At 68.4% G+C, this 14,691-nt stretch carries 20 protein-coding genes; 9 read left to right on the top strand and 11 right to left on the bottom strand.

The window, feature by feature from the left end; all coding sequences use genetic code 11:
• Positions 1–23: 23 nt before the first annotated feature.
• The 4 genes from P1L41_RS04445 to larB form a co-directional block, all read right to left on the bottom strand.
• Positions 24–1,424 carry a phosphohexomutase domain-containing protein gene (locus P1L41_RS04445; protein ID WP_276297661.1) on the bottom strand — a complete coding sequence of 467 codons (1,401 nt, stop codon included), beginning with the start codon at positions 1,422–1,424 and terminating at the stop codon, positions 24–26.
• A 43-nt stretch (positions 1,425–1,467) separates the two neighbouring features.
• Positions 1,468–1,728: a GIY-YIG nuclease family protein gene (locus P1L41_RS04440; protein ID WP_276297660.1), complete on the bottom strand. Its 261-nt coding sequence runs from the start codon at positions 1,726–1,728 to the stop codon at positions 1,468–1,470.
• Positions 1,729–1,755: 27 nt separating this feature from the next.
• Positions 1,756–1,905: a DUF7563 family protein gene (locus tag P1L41_RS04435; RefSeq protein ID WP_276275997.1), complete on the bottom strand. Its 150-nt coding sequence runs from the start codon at positions 1,903–1,905 to the stop codon at positions 1,756–1,758.
• A gap of 93 nt (positions 1,906–1,998) precedes the next feature.
• The gene (gene larB / locus P1L41_RS04430) at positions 1,999–2,760 is read right to left on the bottom strand and encodes a nickel pincer cofactor biosynthesis protein LarB (RefSeq protein WP_276297659.1); all 762 of its coding nucleotides are present in this window, start codon (positions 2,758–2,760) and stop codon (positions 1,999–2,001) included.
• Positions 2,761–3,027: 267 nt separating this feature from the next.
• Between larB and P1L41_RS04425 the strand changes: the two genes are divergently transcribed.
• Positions 3,028–3,195: a DUF1931 domain-containing protein gene (locus P1L41_RS04425; protein ID WP_276297658.1), complete on the top strand. Its 168-nt coding sequence runs from the start codon at positions 3,028–3,030 to the stop codon at positions 3,193–3,195.
• A gap of 59 nt (positions 3,196–3,254) precedes the next feature.
• Here the strand turns inward: P1L41_RS04425 and rpiA are convergent, their stop codons facing one another.
• Positions 3,255–3,935, bottom strand: coding sequence for a ribose-5-phosphate isomerase RpiA (gene rpiA / locus P1L41_RS04420; protein WP_276297657.1), 681 nt, complete (start codon positions 3,933–3,935; stop codon positions 3,255–3,257).
• Positions 3,936–3,994: 59 nt separating this feature from the next.
• Here rpiA and P1L41_RS04415 point away from each other — a divergent pair, with 59 nt between their 5' ends.
• Together P1L41_RS04415 and glmM are read left to right on the top strand one after the other, a co-directional pair.
• A complete protein-coding gene (locus tag P1L41_RS04415) occupies positions 3,995–4,171 on the top strand; it encodes a hypothetical protein (RefSeq protein WP_276297656.1) in 177 nt (58 codons plus the stop codon).
• Positions 4,172–4,222: 51 nt separating this feature from the next.
• The gene (gene glmM / locus P1L41_RS04410; RefSeq protein WP_276297655.1) at positions 4,223–5,539 is read left to right on the top strand and encodes a phosphoglucosamine mutase; all 1,317 of its coding nucleotides are present in this window, start codon (positions 4,223–4,225) and stop codon (positions 5,537–5,539) included.
• An 86-nt stretch (positions 5,540–5,625) separates the two neighbouring features.
• On the opposite strand, the gene P1L41_RS18605 is transcribed toward glmM, so the two are convergent.
• The 3 genes from P1L41_RS18605 to P1L41_RS04400 all read right to left on the bottom strand — a co-directional run bounded on the left by P1L41_RS18605 (position 5,626) and on the right by P1L41_RS04400 (position 7,210).
• Positions 5,626–5,784, bottom strand: coding sequence for a DUF7563 family protein (locus P1L41_RS18605; protein ID WP_419181080.1), 159 nt, complete (start codon positions 5,782–5,784; stop codon positions 5,626–5,628).
• Between the two features lie 64 nt (positions 5,785–5,848).
• Positions 5,849–6,427, bottom strand: a complete 579-nt coding sequence (locus tag P1L41_RS04405; protein ID WP_276297654.1) for a DUF7090 family protein — start codon at positions 6,425–6,427, stop codon at positions 5,849–5,851.
• Positions 6,428–6,769: 342 nt separating this feature from the next.
• Positions 6,770–7,210, bottom strand: a complete 441-nt coding sequence (locus P1L41_RS04400) for a DUF2391 domain-containing protein (protein ID WP_276297653.1) — start codon at positions 7,208–7,210, stop codon at positions 6,770–6,772.
• A gap of 83 nt (positions 7,211–7,293) precedes the next feature.
• Between P1L41_RS04400 and P1L41_RS04395 the strand changes: the two genes are divergently transcribed.
• Together P1L41_RS04395 and P1L41_RS04390 are read left to right on the top strand one after the other, a co-directional pair.
• Positions 7,294–7,974 (top strand): class I SAM-dependent methyltransferase, encoded by a 681-nt coding sequence (locus P1L41_RS04395; protein WP_276297652.1) that lies wholly within the window; start codon positions 7,294–7,296, stop codon positions 7,972–7,974.
• Between the two features lie 52 nt (positions 7,975–8,026).
• Positions 8,027–9,034, top strand: a complete 1,008-nt coding sequence (locus P1L41_RS04390; RefSeq protein ID WP_379788455.1) for an AI-2E family transporter — start codon at positions 8,027–8,029, stop codon at positions 9,032–9,034.
• A 6-nt stretch (positions 9,035–9,040) separates the two neighbouring features.
• Here the strand turns inward: P1L41_RS04390 and P1L41_RS04385 are convergent, their stop codons facing one another.
• Complete coding sequence (locus tag P1L41_RS04385) at positions 9,041–9,823, bottom strand: sulfurtransferase (RefSeq protein ID WP_276297651.1); 783 nt, start codon at positions 9,821–9,823, stop codon at positions 9,041–9,043.
• Positions 9,824–10,069: 246 nt separating this feature from the next.
• On the opposite strand from P1L41_RS04385, the gene P1L41_RS04380 reads away from it, so the two are divergent.
• Positions 10,070–10,924, top strand: coding sequence for a sulfurtransferase (locus P1L41_RS04380; protein WP_276297650.1), 855 nt, complete (start codon positions 10,070–10,072; stop codon positions 10,922–10,924).
• 88 nt (positions 10,925–11,012) lie between these two features.
• Positions 11,013–11,327 (top strand): WNWW family protein, encoded by a 315-nt coding sequence (locus P1L41_RS04375; protein ID WP_465260860.1) that lies wholly within the window; start codon positions 11,013–11,015, stop codon positions 11,325–11,327.
• 74 nt (positions 11,328–11,401) lie between these two features.
• On the opposite strand, the gene P1L41_RS04370 is transcribed toward P1L41_RS04375, so the two are convergent.
• Positions 11,402–11,524, bottom strand: a complete 123-nt coding sequence (locus tag P1L41_RS04370; RefSeq protein WP_276297648.1) for a hypothetical protein — start codon at positions 11,522–11,524, stop codon at positions 11,402–11,404.
• A gap of 255 nt (positions 11,525–11,779) precedes the next feature.
• On the opposite strand from P1L41_RS04370, the gene fba reads away from it, so the two are divergent.
• Both fba and P1L41_RS04360 read left to right on the top strand, forming a co-directional pair.
• Entirely contained in the window at positions 11,780–12,772 is a 993-nt protein-coding gene (gene fba / locus P1L41_RS04365; protein WP_276297647.1) for a class II fructose-bisphosphate aldolase, read from the top strand.
• Positions 12,773–12,923: 151 nt separating this feature from the next.
• A complete protein-coding gene (locus tag P1L41_RS04360; protein WP_276297646.1) occupies positions 12,924–14,156 on the top strand; it encodes an MBL fold metallo-hydrolase in 1,233 nt (410 codons plus the stop codon).
• A 28-nt stretch (positions 14,157–14,184) separates the two neighbouring features.
• Here the strand turns inward: P1L41_RS04360 and P1L41_RS04355 are convergent, their stop codons facing one another.
• Positions 14,185–14,652 carry a cupin domain-containing protein gene (locus tag P1L41_RS04355; protein WP_276297645.1) on the bottom strand — a complete coding sequence of 156 codons (468 nt, stop codon included), beginning with the start codon at positions 14,650–14,652 and terminating at the stop codon, positions 14,185–14,187.
• Positions 14,653–14,691: the final 39 nt, after the last annotated feature.

Raw genomic sequence — 14,691 nt, 5'->3', positions numbered from 1 at the left:
CCGGACCTACGCTCGCTCGGGGCTTAAACGAGGGGTTCGACCAGTTCGCGGCCGCTGGCGAGCAGCTCCTCGACGCGGTCGGTGCTCCCCGCTTCGGCGTACACCCGGAGCTTCGGTTCGGTGCCAGACGGACGGACAAGGAGCCAGGTCCCGTCCTCGAGCCGGAGCTTGAAGCCGTCGATGGTGTTGACGCCGTCGACGGGTTCGCCGGCCACCGAGTCGGGAATCTGCTCTTCCAGGGCACCGAGCACCGGGTCCTTGCGGTCGTCCGGGCAATCGACGCTGATGCGACCCTGGTGAATCTCGCCGTGTTCGGCGAGGAGTCGGTCCACGCGGGCGTCCAGCGACTCCTCGTGTTCGGCCGCGGCGGCCAGCAGCGAGAGGAGGACGCCGTCCTTGTTCCGGACGTGGTCGGTCAGCCCGAAGCCGCCGGACTCCTCGCCGCCGAACAGCGCGTCGTGTTCGGCAAGCGCCTGTGCGACCCACTTGAACCCGACCGCGGTCTCGAAGACCTCCTCGTCGTGGGCCTCGGCGACCCGGTCGACGATGCTCGAGGTCGAGACGGTCCGGACCACGGGGCCAGTGCGGGACTCGAGCAGGAAGTCGTACATCGCGGCGAGGAAGAGGTTCGGGTCGAGGAAGCCCCGCTCGGGCGTGACGACGCCGATGCGGTCGGAGTCGCCGTCGTTGACGAACCCGACGCTCGCCTCGCCGCTGGCGACCAGCTCGATGAGTTCCTCGACGTTCTCGGCCTCCGGTTCGGGCGCGCCGCCACCGAACTCGGGGTCGAGCTCGTCGCGTAGCGTCACCGTCTCGGCGCCGGCCCGGCGCAGCAGTTCGTCGGTGACCCCGCGGCCGCTGCCGTGCATCGCGTCGTGTGCGACGGTGAGGCCCTCGAGGTCGGCGTCGGCGTACTCCAGCGCGTGGTCGAGGTAGGGTTCGATGAGGTCCGTCTCGGTGACCGTGCCGTGCTCGTCCTCGGGGAGCGAGTCGGGTTCGGCGAGGTTCGCTTCGATCTGCTCGGTGACCTCGGGGAGCGTCGGCGCGCCGTCGCCGGCGAGGAACTTCACGCCGTTGTACTCGGGGGGGTTGTGACTCGCGGTGATCTGGAGGGCGGCGGCGTACCCCTCGTTGCGGGCCGTCCAGGCGACGACCGGCGTGGGCGTGTCCCGCGTGGGGAGCGTGACGTCGAAGCCGTTCGCGGTCAGGACGTCCGCGAGCGCCTCGGCGAATCCCCGGGAGGTGTCCCGGGCGTCGTAGCCGACGAGGACCGGGCCGGTCTCGCCCTCGTCGCGGAGATACGATGCAGCGGCCTGCCCGACCATCCGAACCCGGGGTTCGGTAAAGAGATCGAGCGTCGCGCGCCAGCCGTCGGTGCCGAACTCGATAGCGGCAGCGTCGTCTGCGTGGGTGTCGTGAGCCATTGGTAGGCGAAGCAACACCCGCGAGGTGGAAAAAACCTCGCGGTTACGACTCGACCAGTCGCTCCTTCTGGGCCCGGGAGAGCTGTTTTATCTCGTACTCCCGGCGCATGGCCGCAGAGCGGCTCTCGTAGGACTCGACGTGGACGAGTTCGACTGGGGTCCGGCCGCGGGTGTACTTCGCGCCCTCGCCGGCGTCGTGTTCGCCGACGCGCCGCTCGACGTCGGTGGTGTAGCCGGTGTAAAACGTGTCGTCACTGCACCGCAAGACGTAGACGTGGTGGTGGGGGCTCCGCGTGGTGGTCATCGCGCTGTACGGGCGGCCCAGAGGGCCTCACACTTGGTGGGCGCGCTGTCTCGACACCTCGGCGATGCCAGCGTTCGCCGAGCAGTTCGGGCACGCCCTGATGGAGCCGGTCTCGTCGGCGAATACGCGGGCGAACTGGTCCGAGACGTGTGCGCCGCAGTGGTTACATTCAGGCATCGTATACGTCGGCCGTTGGCGTGCCGACATGTGTACATAGACTTGCGGGTAAGAATCCGGTGTACCCACTTGGTTAGGTATCCCGTCACGGGGTCACCGGGCGTCGTCGAGCTGTCGTGCGATTAGGCCCGCCTGTGCGCCGGCCGTGAACCCGGCGTCGACGTTGACGACGGAGAGCGCCGTACAGGACTGGAGCATCCCTGAGAGCGCCGCCTCGCCGTCGCCGCCGTGACCGTACCCCGTCGACACCGGGAGGCCGACGACGGGGACGTCGACGAGGCCGGCGATGACCGTCGGCAGCGCCCCCTCGCGGCCCGCGGCCACGACGAGGACGTCCTGGTCGCGCAGCCGGTCGACCGCGTCGATAGTGCGGGCGATGCTCGCGACGCCCACGTCGTCGATGCGACTCACGCTCGCGCCCATCTCGTGGGCGACCATCGCCGCCTCGCCGGCCGGGACGGCGTCGGAGGTTCCGGCGGTCACGACACCGACCGAGGCCGATAGGTCGGGTCGCTCGAAGTCGGGCGTGGTCGCCACGACCCAGTTCGAGCGGTCGTTCCACCGGCTCGTCGCGTCCGGAGCGACGTCCGAGAGCCGCTCGCGGACGGCCGCCACGTCGGCGTCGTCGACCCGGGTCGCGATAGCCCGGCCCGTCGTCTCCACTGCCGTCGCCGCGAGCGTCGCTATCTCGGCCGGCTCTTTCCCGTCGCCGAGTATCGCCTCCGGGACGCCCGACCGGTCGGTCCGCGCAGCGTCGAACCGCCCCGCGCCGTTGGTCGCGTACCCCGCGAGCTCCACTTCGGCCTCGGCGGGCGAGAGGTCCCCCGCCGCGACCGCTTCGAGTAGGTCGCGCATGCCACCCTCTCGGAGCGGCGGCTACTCCTATCCGTCGGTCTCGAGTGGCGGCCCCGAGAGCGCGCGCGAGACGCGACAGGCGCGGTTCTCGTCGCCAGAGACCTCCGTTTCCGGTCGAACCACCCATTGTGACCTAATGGATTAGGTCACAATCCGTGGTTTATAACCCGCCAGTGGGAAGAAACCGGCTCAGACTGCCGCGAATAGCGACGAGAGGGCCCATCTTGGGGAAAGTATATAAGCCAGCCATACGGATGGGAATCCTGTATGGCAGACCTAATCGTCAAAGCCGCGGTGAAGGAAGCGCTCGATGATATGAACGTCTCCTCGGACTTCTACGATGCCCTCGACGCAGAGGTCGGAGAGCTGCTCGACGACGCAGCCCGTCGAGCCGACGAGAACGACCGCAAGACGGTCCAGCCGCGCGACCTGTAACGCGGTCAGTACCCGTTTTATTTTTTCACAGTTCGACCAGCGGCCGCGCTGGACACCGCCTACAGGTCCTGGACTGTGACGCCGTCCTCGGTGCCCACGTGGAGTTCGTCGGCCAGCCCGATGAACAGACCGTGTTCGACGGCGCCGGGCGTGCCCGCGAGCGCCCGGCCGAGGGGCGCCGGCTCTTCGACGGTCCCGAAGTCGCAGTCGAGGACGAGATTGCCGTTGTCGGTCACCACGGGGCCGTCCTTCCGCTCGGCGCGGCGGAGCGACGGGGCACCACCCAGGTCACGGACGGCGTCGGCGACGGTCGTCCGGGCCACGGGCAGTACCTCGACCGGCACCGGATGCGACAGCGCGTCGGCCAGCTTCGTCGGGTCCGCGACCACGAGGAAGCGGTCGGCGCTGGCGTCGACAACCTTCTCGCGTGCGTGGGCCGCGCCGCCCCCCTTGACGAGGTCACCGCCGGCCACCTCGTCGGCCCCGTCGATGGCGAGGTCGACCGAGGCCGCGTCCAGGTCCACGAGCGGAATCCCGCACTCGCGGGCCAGCTCGCGCGACTGGAACGACGTGGGAACGCCGGTGATATCCAGCCCGGCGTCGACCGCTCGCCCGAGGGCCCGGATGGCGTGGGCCGCGGTACTTCCGGTGCCGAGGCCGACGACCATCCCGTCCTCGACTACCTCGGCCGCCGACTCGCCGGCCGCCCGCTTCGCCGCCTCGGAGCCGCCCTGTTTCATGTGCGAGGGGTCGAGAGACGTGGACAAAACGTTTGTTCTCCGACCTGCTCTGTGCAGCTATGGTCGCGTGTACGTACTGCGGGTGCGCCATCGAGAACCAGGACCCGCTCTTCCTGTCGAAGACCCCCGGTGGGGAACCGGCGGCACAGTACTGTAACTACGGCTGCCTTGCGGCCCACATCGACGACGCAGAGTTGACTACGGGCACGTCGTGCGAGTGGACGCCGGCCGAGTAGTCGCGCTGCCGAGGCCCGAGCCTTCTTTTCGCCCCCGGCCGAGTCACCGGTATGACACTGTTCGGAACGAGCGGTATCCGTGGGCCGGTCGGCGAGACGGTGACGGCGGACCTGGCGCTCTCGGTCGGTCGGGCGCTGGGCGTCGACTGTGAGCGCGTCGTCGTCGGCCGGGACCCCCGCGAGAGCGGCGAGTTCCTGCAGGCGGCGCTGGTCGCCGGCCTCCGCGAGAGCGGCACCGACGTGGTCGACCTCGGGCTGGCGGCGACGCCGACGGTCGCCCGGGCGGTCGGCTGGCGCGACGCCGATGCCGGCGTCTCCGTCACGGCGAGTCACAATCCGCCCGAGGACAACGGCATCAAGCTCTGGCAGCCCAGCGGTCAGGCGTTCGACGCGGCGAAGCGCGAGCGTATCGAGGAACGCATCGCCGACGGGGCGTTCGACCCCGCCGGCTGGGACGCGAGCGGTCGGCTCGACAGCTGGGACGCCCGCGAGCGCCACGCCGACGCCATCCGCGACGCACTCGACCGCGACACGCTGGACAGTCACGTCGTCGTCGACGTCGGCAACGGGGCTGGCGGAGTCAGCGTCGAGGCGTTGCAGTCGCTCGGCTGCCACGTCGAGACGCTCAACGCCCAGCCGGACGGCTCGTTCCCCGGCCGCCCCTCCGAACCGAAAGCCGAGAACTGCCGGTCGCTCGCGACGCTCGTCGCCGAGTCGGACGCCGACCTTGGCGTCGCCCACGACGGCGACGCCGACCGGATGCGGGCAGTCGCGGGTGACGGGACGTACCTCTCCGGGGACGTCCTGCTGGCCATCTTCGCCCGCGCGGCGGCCGACCCCGGCCAGCGGGTCGCCGTCCCCGTCGACACGAGTCTCGCGGTGGCGGATTACCTCGCGGAACGGGACGTCGGCGTCGAGTACACGCCGGTCGGCGACGTCTACGTCGCCGAGGCCGCGAGCGAGGACGGCGTCGCCTTCGGCGGCGAACCCAGCGGGTCGTGGATATGGCCCGACCGGACGCTGTGTCCCGACGGCCCGCTGGCCGCGGCCACCGTCGCCGCGCTCGACGCCGCCCGGGCGCTTTCCGAGCGGGCGGCCGAGGTCCCGGACTACCCCATCCGCCGGGACAGTATCGAGGTCGACGGGAAGCGAGCGGTGATGGATAGCGTGCGCGAGACGGTGCTCGAGACCTACGACGACGTGACGACGCTGGACGGCGTCCGCGTCGACCTGGGCGACGCCTGGTTCCTGCTGCGGGCCAGTGGCACCCAGCCGCTGGTGCGAGTCACCGCGGAAGCGCGTGAGGCGAGTCGGGCCGACAGCGTCTTCCAGGAGGCCCGGGCGCTCGTGGCCGACGCCAGGGAGTGAGGTCACGCTCGGGAGGAAGTGAAGTTCGTGACCGAAACGCGGTCACGAAGTGAGAGAGTGAGGGGCACGGAGCGCCCAGTAGTCGCCTATCCGCGTCGCGTCGACCGCGCCTCGCGGACGTCGGCACCGTCGCGAATCTTGTCCTCGCACTGGGGGCAGACCCGTGGCTTCTCGACCCCGTTCGGTGTGAAGACACGCGCATAGGCAGCCGTTACAAAATTACCGCAGTTCTGGCATTCCGGCATACAGGCTGTCCTGATGGCCTATACCCTCTTAATGATTAGTGATTAGCCGTCGTTGACAGGTTGCTCAGAACTCGCTGCTTATCGTCCCGTCCTCCGTGAGCTCGATGACGCCGTCGAACTCCTCGCGGAAGCGTTCGACCGTCTCGGCGTCGTGGACGCCCTGGGCCAGGTGGAACATCCCCACGGCGTCGTACTCCTCGAGCAGGTCGAGGATGTCGGCGACGGCCGACAGGGCGCGCTCCTCGTCGGCGTAGTAGATGAGCTCGGTGACGGAGTCGAAGCTGATCCGCAGCTTCCCCTCGTGGTTCTCGAGGAAGGTCCGGGTGCTCTCGACGATACCCTCGAGGTCGTCGGGCGCCGAGACGTACTTCACCCCGTCCGATTGCCGGCGGGTGTAGCCTCGTTCGACCGAGAGCGTGTCGAGGATGGTCGCCTTCGACTCGTCGACCTCGTAGTACTCCAGTTTCTGTTCGACCTCGCGTGCGGTCGTCCGCGTCGAGATGACCAGCATCGCGTCGGTGTCGGTCGAGAGGAAGTCGGTGTCCAGTCGGTCCGTCGCGCCGGTACTCGGATGCAAGAGGAGAATCCCCGTCCCGCCCTCGACAGTGTCGGGCGTGTTGTCGATGGCCAGCGTGTACTCCATATGTCCCGGAAAGCGGGGCGACGGACATTAAGTATACGGGTCCGTCCAGACGGGCAGCGTTTAGGTTACGGTTGTTGGTTCACAGAGCCAGAAATCCCCCGCGCTCTCGGCTTTGGTTCGCGGGCCGCGAGGCGGTTTCATCGCCTTGATTTCGCGGCGCGCAGCGCCGCGCAAGGCCCGCTCACCAAGACGTGGGACCGAAGGTCCCACGCGACCCGCGGCTCGCTGTCGTTCGAAAGACGGCATTGCCGTCTTTCGGACCACCCCGACCGGAGCCAACCGGGGCGTTCTGGCTGTTTGCACTCATAATCTCCTAATCAAACACCACTTCTAAACAGGGCCTCAGAAGACGCTGTCTGCGGTTGCGGCGCCGACGACGCTGAAGATAGCGCCCACGGCGACGGCCTTCAGCGTCGTCAGTGCCACGTCGGTCCGCGTTGGGTCGGTCAGGACCCCGCCCTTGACGAGGAAGGCGTTCGGGGCGGTGAACACCAGCGCGAGCACCGCGACGGACCCGAAAGAGACCACCATCAGCGAGATGAACCGGATGGGAATCCCGGCGACCTCCGCTTCCGCCTCCACCTCGCGGTCCTCGTCGGCCTCGTAGAGGGCGCCGTAGCCGATGGCGAAGACGATGCCGGCGACGAGCAGCGCGTGGTAGAAGCGCATGTTCGCCGCCAGCACCCACACCTCCTCGGTGACGACGAAGGGGCCGGCCAGCAGGAACCCGCCGACCACCTGCTGGGCGGTGTTGGAGACGCGGTAGCGGCGACGGCGTGCCATGTGCATGGTTCGATTGCCCGGCCGGATAACAGGCGTGGAATCGAGTCGAAGGGTGTTTGGCCGCCCCGCTCCCGACTCCGGACATGAGCGTCAGCGACGAGTTCGACGAGTGGGCGGCCGCCGGCAAGGACCGCGGGATGGAGGACCGCCACTGGCACACGGCCAAGCACGTGCTGGCCCGGATGCCCGTCGAGGAAGGCGACACCGTCCTCGACCTTGGGTGTGGCAGCGGCTACGCCGGCCGTGCACTCAAGCAGACGAAAGGCGCCGGCCGGGCCTACGGCATCGACGCCTCGCCCGCGATGGCCGAGAACGCCCGCTCGTACACCGACGACCCCGACGTGGGCTTCCTGGTGGGGGACTTCGAACACCTGCCCTTTGCCGACGACAGCGTCGACCACTGCTTCTCGATGGAGGCGTTCTACTACGCGGGCGACCCACACGCCGTCCTCGCGGAGGTCGCGCGGGTCCTGCGCCCCGGCGGCACGTTCCACTGTGCGGTCAACTACTACGAGGAGAACGTCCACTCGCACCACTGGGACGAACTGGTCGAGGTGCCGATGACCCGTTGGAGCACCGCCGAGTACCGCGCGGCCTTCGCGGACGCGGGGCTGGCCGTGGCCGTCCAGGACAACGTCCCCGACCGAGAGATAGCGATTCCGCCGGCCGACGCCTTCCCCACGGAGGAGTGGGACACGCGCGAGGCGATGGTCGAGCGCTACCGCGAGTACGGCACCCTCGTCACCGTCGGCGTGAACCGCTAGACCGGGTCGAACCGGCGGGAACGCTTTTCTCCCACCCGGCTGAACGTCGCCTGTGCGCGAATCCCGACGACCAGTCGTGCTGGCGGTGTTGCTCGCCGGCGCGGTACTGCTGGCGATGGCGATGCTCTCGAGCGTGCTGGCGACCATCTTCTTCGCCATCACCGTCGCCTACGTCCTCTATCCGCTGTCGGGGTGGCTGGTCGGCATGGGCCTCTCGAAGCGAGTCGCGGCCGCGGTGACGACGGTCGTGGCCTTCGGCGCCGGAACGGCGATCGCCGTCCCGCTCGGGGCGGTGGTCTATCTGCGTCGCCGGGACCTGTTCCGATTCTTCCAGCAGTTGCCCGACACCCTGACGTTCGAGGTCAGCGGGATGGCCTACACCCTCGAAGTCAACGCCGCGCTGACCAGCGCCCGGGTCGCGCTGACCGACGCCGCCGTCGGCCTCGCGGGCGAGACGCCGGTGCTCGCGCTGAAGGTCGTCCTCTTTACCATCCTCGTCTACGCCATCCTCTGGCGGCCGACGGCGCCGCGCGGAGAGATATTCCGGATGGTCCCGCCGACGTACCACGACGTGTTGCGGCGGCTCCACGAGCGGTTGCGCGCGACGCTGTACGCCATCTACGTCCTGCAGGCGGCCACCGCCTTCGGGACCTTCCTCGTCGCCTGGGTGTTCTTCGCGGTGCTCGGCATCCCGGGCGCGTTCGCCCTGGCGGTGCTGGCGGGCATCCTCCAGTTCGTCCCCATCGTGGGCCCGAGTATCGTCGTCGTGGCTATCGGCGTCGCCCAGGCCGTCACCGGCGACGTGGTCGGCGGCATCCTGGTCACCGTCTTCGGGCTGGTCGTCATCGGGTTCATGCCGGACGCGGTCATCCGCCCGCGCCTGGCGCGATACACCACGGGGATGCCGACCAGTCTCTACTTCGTCGGGTTCGTCGGCGGGCTGCTCTCGCTCGGTGCCATCGGGTTCATCGCCGGCCCCGTCATCATCGGCCTGCTGGTGGAACTGCTCCACCTCGTCACCGACGAGCAGTCCACGACACAGCAACAGCAGCTCTCCTGACGGTGGTCACTCGGCGACGACCGGGCGGTCCTGGGCCTCCCACTCGGTGAGGCTGCCCTCGTAGAACGCGACGGCCTCGAAGCCCAGGTGTCGGAGGACGACGTAGGTGTGGCTGATGCGCCGGGCGGTGTTGCAGTAGAGGACCACGCGCTTCTCGGGGACAAGGCCGGCCGATTCGAGCACCGCGAGGGCGTCATCGCGCGGCAGGACGCCGCGGGTCTCGTCGTCGACCAGGTCGCGCCAGTCCAGCAGGACGGCCCCGGGGATGTGGCCCGCGTCGTACTCGGCCTCGTCACGGGTGTCGACCAGCACGGCGTCTGGGTCGTCGATAGCCGCAGCGACGTCGTCGGCCCCCACGAGCGGCGTCTCGGCGGGCCGTTCGACGACGTACTCCGTCGGGTCGACGTCGGGGACCTCGCCCGTCGTCGCGTGGGCCTGCTGCCAGCTGGAGAAGTCGCCGTCGAGCAGGTGGAGGCGGTCGGGGTCGTGGCCCAGCAACTCCGCCGTGACGAGGAAGCGCGCGGCGAAGACGCCGTGGTGGTCGTCGTAGGCGAGCACCTCGCTCTCACGGTCGATACCGGCCGCAGAGAGGAGGGCCGTCCACGTCGCCTCGGTCGGCAACATCCCCTCGCTCCCCCCGTGTTCGGCCGCGCGGAACTCGTCGAACGGGACGTTCACTGCGCCCGGCAGGTGGCCGAGGCCGTCGTACTCCCAGGCGTCGCGGACGTCGACGACCCGGAGGTCGTCGAGGTGCCGCGCAGCCCACTCGGCGGAGACGATATCGGTCATAGACCCGTCTATCCGCTCGCACCGCTTGAAAACTCGCATCGCTGGCGGTCGAAGGCAGTGGCAATATTCACTGGTACTTCCGTCTCGCGCGGGACCCGACGGCCCCTCGTCTGTGACTGCCCTGTGACGGTGTGACACGAATCTGTCGGCCAGTCGAGGCAATATCTGCCGTCAGGGGGTACGAGTGGCCGAACCTGCCGTAAGTCGTAGTAATATATGACCGGGAATCTAATACTCGGATGCATTATGACTGATTACGCCAACGACGTGCTTGTCTCGGCCGACTGGGTCAGCGAGCACCTAGCGGAGTTCCAGAGCGACGACCCCGCCCACCGCCTGGTCGAGGTGGACGTCGACACGGAGCTGTACGACGAGAGCCACGCGCCCGGTGCCATCGGCTGGAACTGGGAGACGGACCTGCAGGACCAGACCACCCGCGACATCCTCTCGAAAGAGGACTTCGAGGCCCTGCTGGGCGAGGCCGGCATCACCGAGGACTCCACCGTAGTCCTCTACGGCGACAACTCCAACTGGTTCGCCGCCTACACCTACTGGCAGTTCAAGTACTACGGCCACGACGACGTCAAGCTCCTCGACGGCGGCCGCGAGTACTGGCACGAGAACGACTACGAGCTCACCGACGAGGTTCCGGAGTTCTCCACGCAGGAGTACCACGCCTCCGGCCCGCGCGAGTCCATCCGCGCCTACCGCGAGGACGTCGAGAACGCCATCGAGCGCGACGTCCCGCTCGTCGACGTCCGCTCGCCCGAGGAGTTCTCCGGCGAGATCCTCGCACCCCCCGGACTGCAGGAGACCGCCCAGCGCGGCGGCCACATCCCCGGCGCGCGCAACATCTCCTGGGCGGCCGTCACCAACGACGACGGCACGTTCAAGAGCTACGACGAACTGGAAGCGCTCTACGGCGAAGAGGGAATCACCGGCGACCAGACGACCGTCGCCTACTGCCGCATCGGCGAGCGCTCGTCGGTCGCCTGGTTCGCGCTCCACGAGCTGCTCGGGTACGACGACACCATCAACTACGACGGGTCCTGGACCGAGTGGGGGAACCTGGTCGGTGCGCCCATCGAGAAGGGTAACTGAACAGCTGAGCGGCTTCGCGCGAGGCCGTGGGTAACTGAACGACCACTGCGTCTGTCCCCTTTTGCGGTTCCGCGTGCCTTCGAGACACATTCAAGTCCGGCGAGGCCGACACACGGACGTGAACCGGAGGACACTCGAAGACGAGCTGGCGGAGACCTTCGACGCCGAGGACGACGTCGTCACCGCCGTCGCCCGACAGGCGCGTGACCTGGCCGACGCGGGCCGGTTCGACGCGGACTTCGACGCCGAACTGACCGTCGAGACCGTCGTCGAGAACCTCGGGGACGCCCCCGACGGGTACAGCCTCGCCGAGCGGTGGAACTGGTGGCTCGGCGCGCTGGACGTCTCTCACGGGGGGTACACGGAGTTCGGCGTCCGTCAGGACCTCGGGACGCGCTCCTGACGGTCGCGAGCGACAGTCCAAAAAATGTTCGTCGGTCCGGCTCCTGCCGGAATCGACACAGTCGACGCCAGCCCCTACAGTACGGTGAGTCGGTGCGACTCCCGTGCGTGTTCGAGAAGCGCCTCCGTCGTCTCGAACTGCTCACCACAGGTGCACGTGTGATACGTAGTCGTCGGAGTCTGCTGGCGTGTCGCCATACGTACTAGTGTTTTTCGTGGAGTATAATAATTGTTTGTGGAAGTACGGTACCAAGACACAACCGGCGTGGTACCGAACCGCGAACGGTGGCGCGAAACCGCCCGTCAGGCCCGGACGACGGCCTATAGGCCCGAACGGAGAACGGACCGCGCGTCGACAGCCCAGCCGTGGCCCGGCGCGTTCGAATCCCCGTTTTGCGGTGCAAGAGTGGGTTTAATGTCGGGGGCGGTCAAATCCCGACGCGGTGACAACAGATGCCATTCAAGGGCGGTTCTGAGCTTTCGGACGTATACGACGACGCGCTCGAGGAGGGCTTCGGCCTGGTCGCGAGCAACATCGCGGAGCCGAACACGATGATGGGGCTGATGGAGGGCGCCTCGCGGGTCGGGTCCGACCTGCTCCTGCAGATGAGCAACGGTGCCTGCACGTTCGCCGGCAACGGCGACCCCATCGCGGGGCTGCAGGCGATGGGCAACTACATCGACCTCATCGCCGAGCAGTACGACATCGGGGTGTTCCTCAACATGGACCACCAGACGAACTTAGAGACCATCGAGAAGCAGGTCGAACTCGACATCCCCTCCTCCATCATGATCGACGCCTCCCACGAACCATTCGAGGAGAACGTCGCGACGAGCAAGGAGGTCGTCGAGATGGCCGAGGCGGGCGACGGCGACATCCTGGTCGAGGCCGAACTCGGCCAGATCAAGGGCGTCGAGGACGAGATCGAGTCCGAGGACGCCTTCTACACCGACCCCGAACAGGCCGTCGAGTTCGTCGACCGGACGGGCTGTGACCTGCTGGCCATCTCCGTGGGCACCCAGCACGGCGTCGCGAAGGGCAAGGACCTCGAACTCCGCCCCGACCTGGCACGGGACATCCGCGAGGCGCTGAACGACCACGGCCTGGACACGCCGCTGGTGTTGCACGGCTCCTCGGGCGTCCAGCCCGACCAGCTCCAGCAGATGCTCCAGCACGGCATCTGCAAGGTGAACAAGGACACGCGCTACCAGTACGAGTACACCCGCACCGCCTTCGACCTCTACAACGAGGCCCCGACGGACATCGTCCCCCCGACGGACGTCGACGGGGACCGGGACACCTTCTTCAACGACGTCGACTGGTCGCCCAACAAGGACCGCTTCGACCCGCGGGTCGCCGGGCGACAGATCCGCGAGCGCATCGCGGACGTCCACGCCGACCTGGCCGAGATGTCGGGCAGCGCCGGACATAGTCGGTACGCCTGAGTCGCCGACCGCAGCCACTCGCGTCCCGTTATTCTGGACATTCGAGCGGTGGCCGCGTCCGTGGTCGACGGAGTTACCCGTCGCGCGCCGACGACGCCGTTCCGGTGACGAACCGACGGAGGGAAGCATCCGCGGGCGGTACGAACGGGCGATGGAGGTCCAGTTCCTCGGCGGGGCCGGCGAAATCGGACGGAGTGCCGTCCTGGTCGACGACCGGTTGTTGCTCGACTACGGGATGGCCAGCGAGTCGCCGCCCCAGTACCCCGTCGGCGACGTCGACCCCGACGCGGTGGTCGTCAGCCACGGCCACCTCGACCACGTCGGGGCCGTCCCCGCGCTGATGGGCGCGGGTGACCTGCCGCCGGTCCACTGGACGCCGCCGACGCGCGACCTGGCGCTGACGCTCGCCGAGGACACGCTGAAACTGCACGGCTCGACGCCGCGCTGTCCGTTCACCGGGACGGACGTCCACCGACTCACCCAGGCGTCCGTGCCCCACGGCTACGGGGAGTCCTTCGAGGCCGCCGGCTACGAGGTGACACTGTACGAGGCCGGCCACATCCCCGGGAGCGCCCACGTCCTCGTGGACGACGGAGAGACGCGCCTTCTCTACTCCGGCGACTTCCACACCGGCCGCCAGCGACTCGTCGACGCGACGACGGCCCGCCCCGAAGCGGACGCCGTCATCTGCGAGTCGACGTACTCGGACGCGAGCCACGAGGACCGTGACAGCGTCGAACGGCGGTTCGTCGAGAGCCTGCGACAGACGGTGTGGCAGGGCGGGACCGTCGTCGTCCCCGCTTTCGCCATCGGCCGCACGCAAGAAGCGATGCTCGTCTGTGCCGCTCACGACGTGGACTGCTACGTCGACGGGATGGGCCAGCGGGTGACCGATACCCTGGTCGACCACCCCGAGTTCCTCCGGGACGCCGAGGCGCTGCGCGGTGCCCGGTCGAACGCGCGGTACGTCGACGGCCGGAACGGGCAGCGCGAGCGCATCGCCCAGCAGAACACCGTGATAATCACCACCTCCGGGATGCTCAACGGTGGCCCGGCGATGACGTACGTGCCCGCCATCCGCGGCCACCCGACGAATACGGTGGCGCTCACCGGCTACCAGGTCCAGGGAACCCCCGGTCGGGAACTGCTGGAGACCGGGCGCGCCGAGTTCGACGGGCGGATGCTGTCGGTGAGCGCGACGGTCGAACTCCACGACTTCTCCGCACACGCCGACCGCGAGGGGCTCCGCGAGTTTCTGGCGGCCTACCGCGACAAAGAAGTGCTGGTCAATCACGGCGACCGGTGTGGGCCGTTCGCGGCGACGCTCCGTGAGGACGGGTACGACGCGAGCGCGCCGGAGCTCGGCGAGACGGTCCAGCTGTAACGGGAGTCGCGATGCCCTCGTGCGAGAGTCAGGTGTAGCGGCCGGTCTCTGTGCCACACGTCGTACAGACAGTCAGGAGCGCGTCACGGTCCCCGGCCAGCTCAATCGAGTGGCGGGTGCGCTCCTCGCACTCGGGACAGTCGCGGTGCATCTCCGTGTCGCCCGTGGTCTGTGGCGCGCCCAGGGCCAGCGCGACGACGCGTTCCTCGCCGGCGTTACGACCCAGTTGCCACTCGCCGGGCGCGAATCGAACCGCCTCACCCGCCGCGACGGTCACGTCGCCGTCCTCGGTCTCGAAGGTCGCGGTCCCCGACTGGACGTAGAACAGCTCCTCCTGGTCCGAATGACGGTGATAGCCCAGGCCGAAGGTCTCACCCGGTGCGAGTTCGTAGTAGTTCAGCGAGACGTGCTCGGCACCGAGTGCCGGCGAGAGCGGGCGCTTGACGTCGGCGGGACCCATGCGTGACTCGAGGTCGGAGAGCCGTACTTTCTCCATGGGTGGCGGTTGGGAGGGGTATGCTAAAGTGGTAGCTGG

This window comes from Haloarcula ordinaria (assembly GCF_029338275.1).
GTDB lineage: Archaea > Halobacteriota > Halobacteria > Halobacteriales > Haloarculaceae > Haloarcula > Haloarcula ordinaria.
The sequence above is the reverse complement of the archived record's forward strand: the minus strand, read 5'-3'. Positions and strand labels throughout refer to the sequence as shown.

What these genes read in the sequence shown, in the direction of transcription:
- P1L41_RS04440 (WP_276297660.1), bottom strand. Translation starts at nt 1,728, where the DNA reads ATGACCACCACGCGGAGCCCCCACCACCACGTCTACGTCTTGCGGTGC.
- P1L41_RS04380 (WP_276297650.1), top strand. Translation starts at nt 10,070, where the DNA reads ATGACTGATTACGCCAACGACGTGCTTGTCTCGGCCGACTGGGTCAGC.
- P1L41_RS04355 (WP_276297645.1), bottom strand. Translation starts at nt 14,652, where the DNA reads ATGGAGAAAGTACGGCTCTCCGACCTCGAGTCACGCATGGGTCCCGCC.
- P1L41_RS04395 (WP_276297652.1), top strand. Translation starts at nt 7,294, where the DNA reads ATGAGCGTCAGCGACGAGTTCGACGAGTGGGCGGCCGCCGGCAAGGAC.
- glmM (WP_276297655.1), top strand. Translation starts at nt 4,223, where the DNA reads ATGACACTGTTCGGAACGAGCGGTATCCGTGGGCCGGTCGGCGAGACG.
- larB (WP_276297659.1), bottom strand. Translation starts at nt 2,760, where the DNA reads ATGCGCGACCTACTCGAAGCGGTCGCGGCGGGGGACCTCTCGCCCGCC.
- rpiA (WP_276297657.1), bottom strand. Translation starts at nt 3,935, where the DNA reads ATGAAACAGGGCGGCTCCGAGGCGGCGAAGCGGGCGGCCGGCGAGTCG.
- P1L41_RS04445 (WP_276297661.1), bottom strand. Translation starts at nt 1,424, where the DNA reads ATGGCTCACGACACCCACGCAGACGACGCTGCCGCTATCGAGTTCGGC.
- fba (WP_276297647.1), top strand. Translation starts at nt 11,780, where the DNA reads ATGCCATTCAAGGGCGGTTCTGAGCTTTCGGACGTATACGACGACGCG.
- P1L41_RS04360 (WP_276297646.1), top strand. Translation starts at nt 12,924, where the DNA reads ATGGAGGTCCAGTTCCTCGGCGGGGCCGGCGAAATCGGACGGAGTGCC.
- P1L41_RS04435 (WP_276275997.1), bottom strand. Translation starts at nt 1,905, where the DNA reads ATGCCTGAATGTAACCACTGCGGCGCACACGTCTCGGACCAGTTCGCC.
- P1L41_RS04415 (WP_276297656.1), top strand. Translation starts at nt 3,995, where the DNA reads ATGGTCGCGTGTACGTACTGCGGGTGCGCCATCGAGAACCAGGACCCG.
- P1L41_RS04400 (WP_276297653.1), bottom strand. Translation starts at nt 7,210, where the DNA reads ATGGCACGCCGTCGCCGCTACCGCGTCTCCAACACCGCCCAGCAGGTG.
- P1L41_RS04370 (WP_276297648.1), bottom strand. Translation starts at nt 11,524, where the DNA reads ATGGCGACACGCCAGCAGACTCCGACGACTACGTATCACACGTGCACC.
- P1L41_RS18605 (WP_419181080.1), bottom strand. Translation starts at nt 5,784, where the DNA reads ATGCCGGAATGCCAGAACTGCGGTAATTTTGTAACGGCTGCCTATGCG.
- P1L41_RS04425 (WP_276297658.1), top strand. Translation starts at nt 3,028, where the DNA reads ATGGCAGACCTAATCGTCAAAGCCGCGGTGAAGGAAGCGCTCGATGAT.
- P1L41_RS04385 (WP_276297651.1), bottom strand. Translation starts at nt 9,823, where the DNA reads ATGACCGATATCGTCTCCGCCGAGTGGGCTGCGCGGCACCTCGACGAC.
- P1L41_RS04405 (WP_276297654.1), bottom strand. Translation starts at nt 6,427, where the DNA reads ATGGAGTACACGCTGGCCATCGACAACACGCCCGACACTGTCGAGGGC.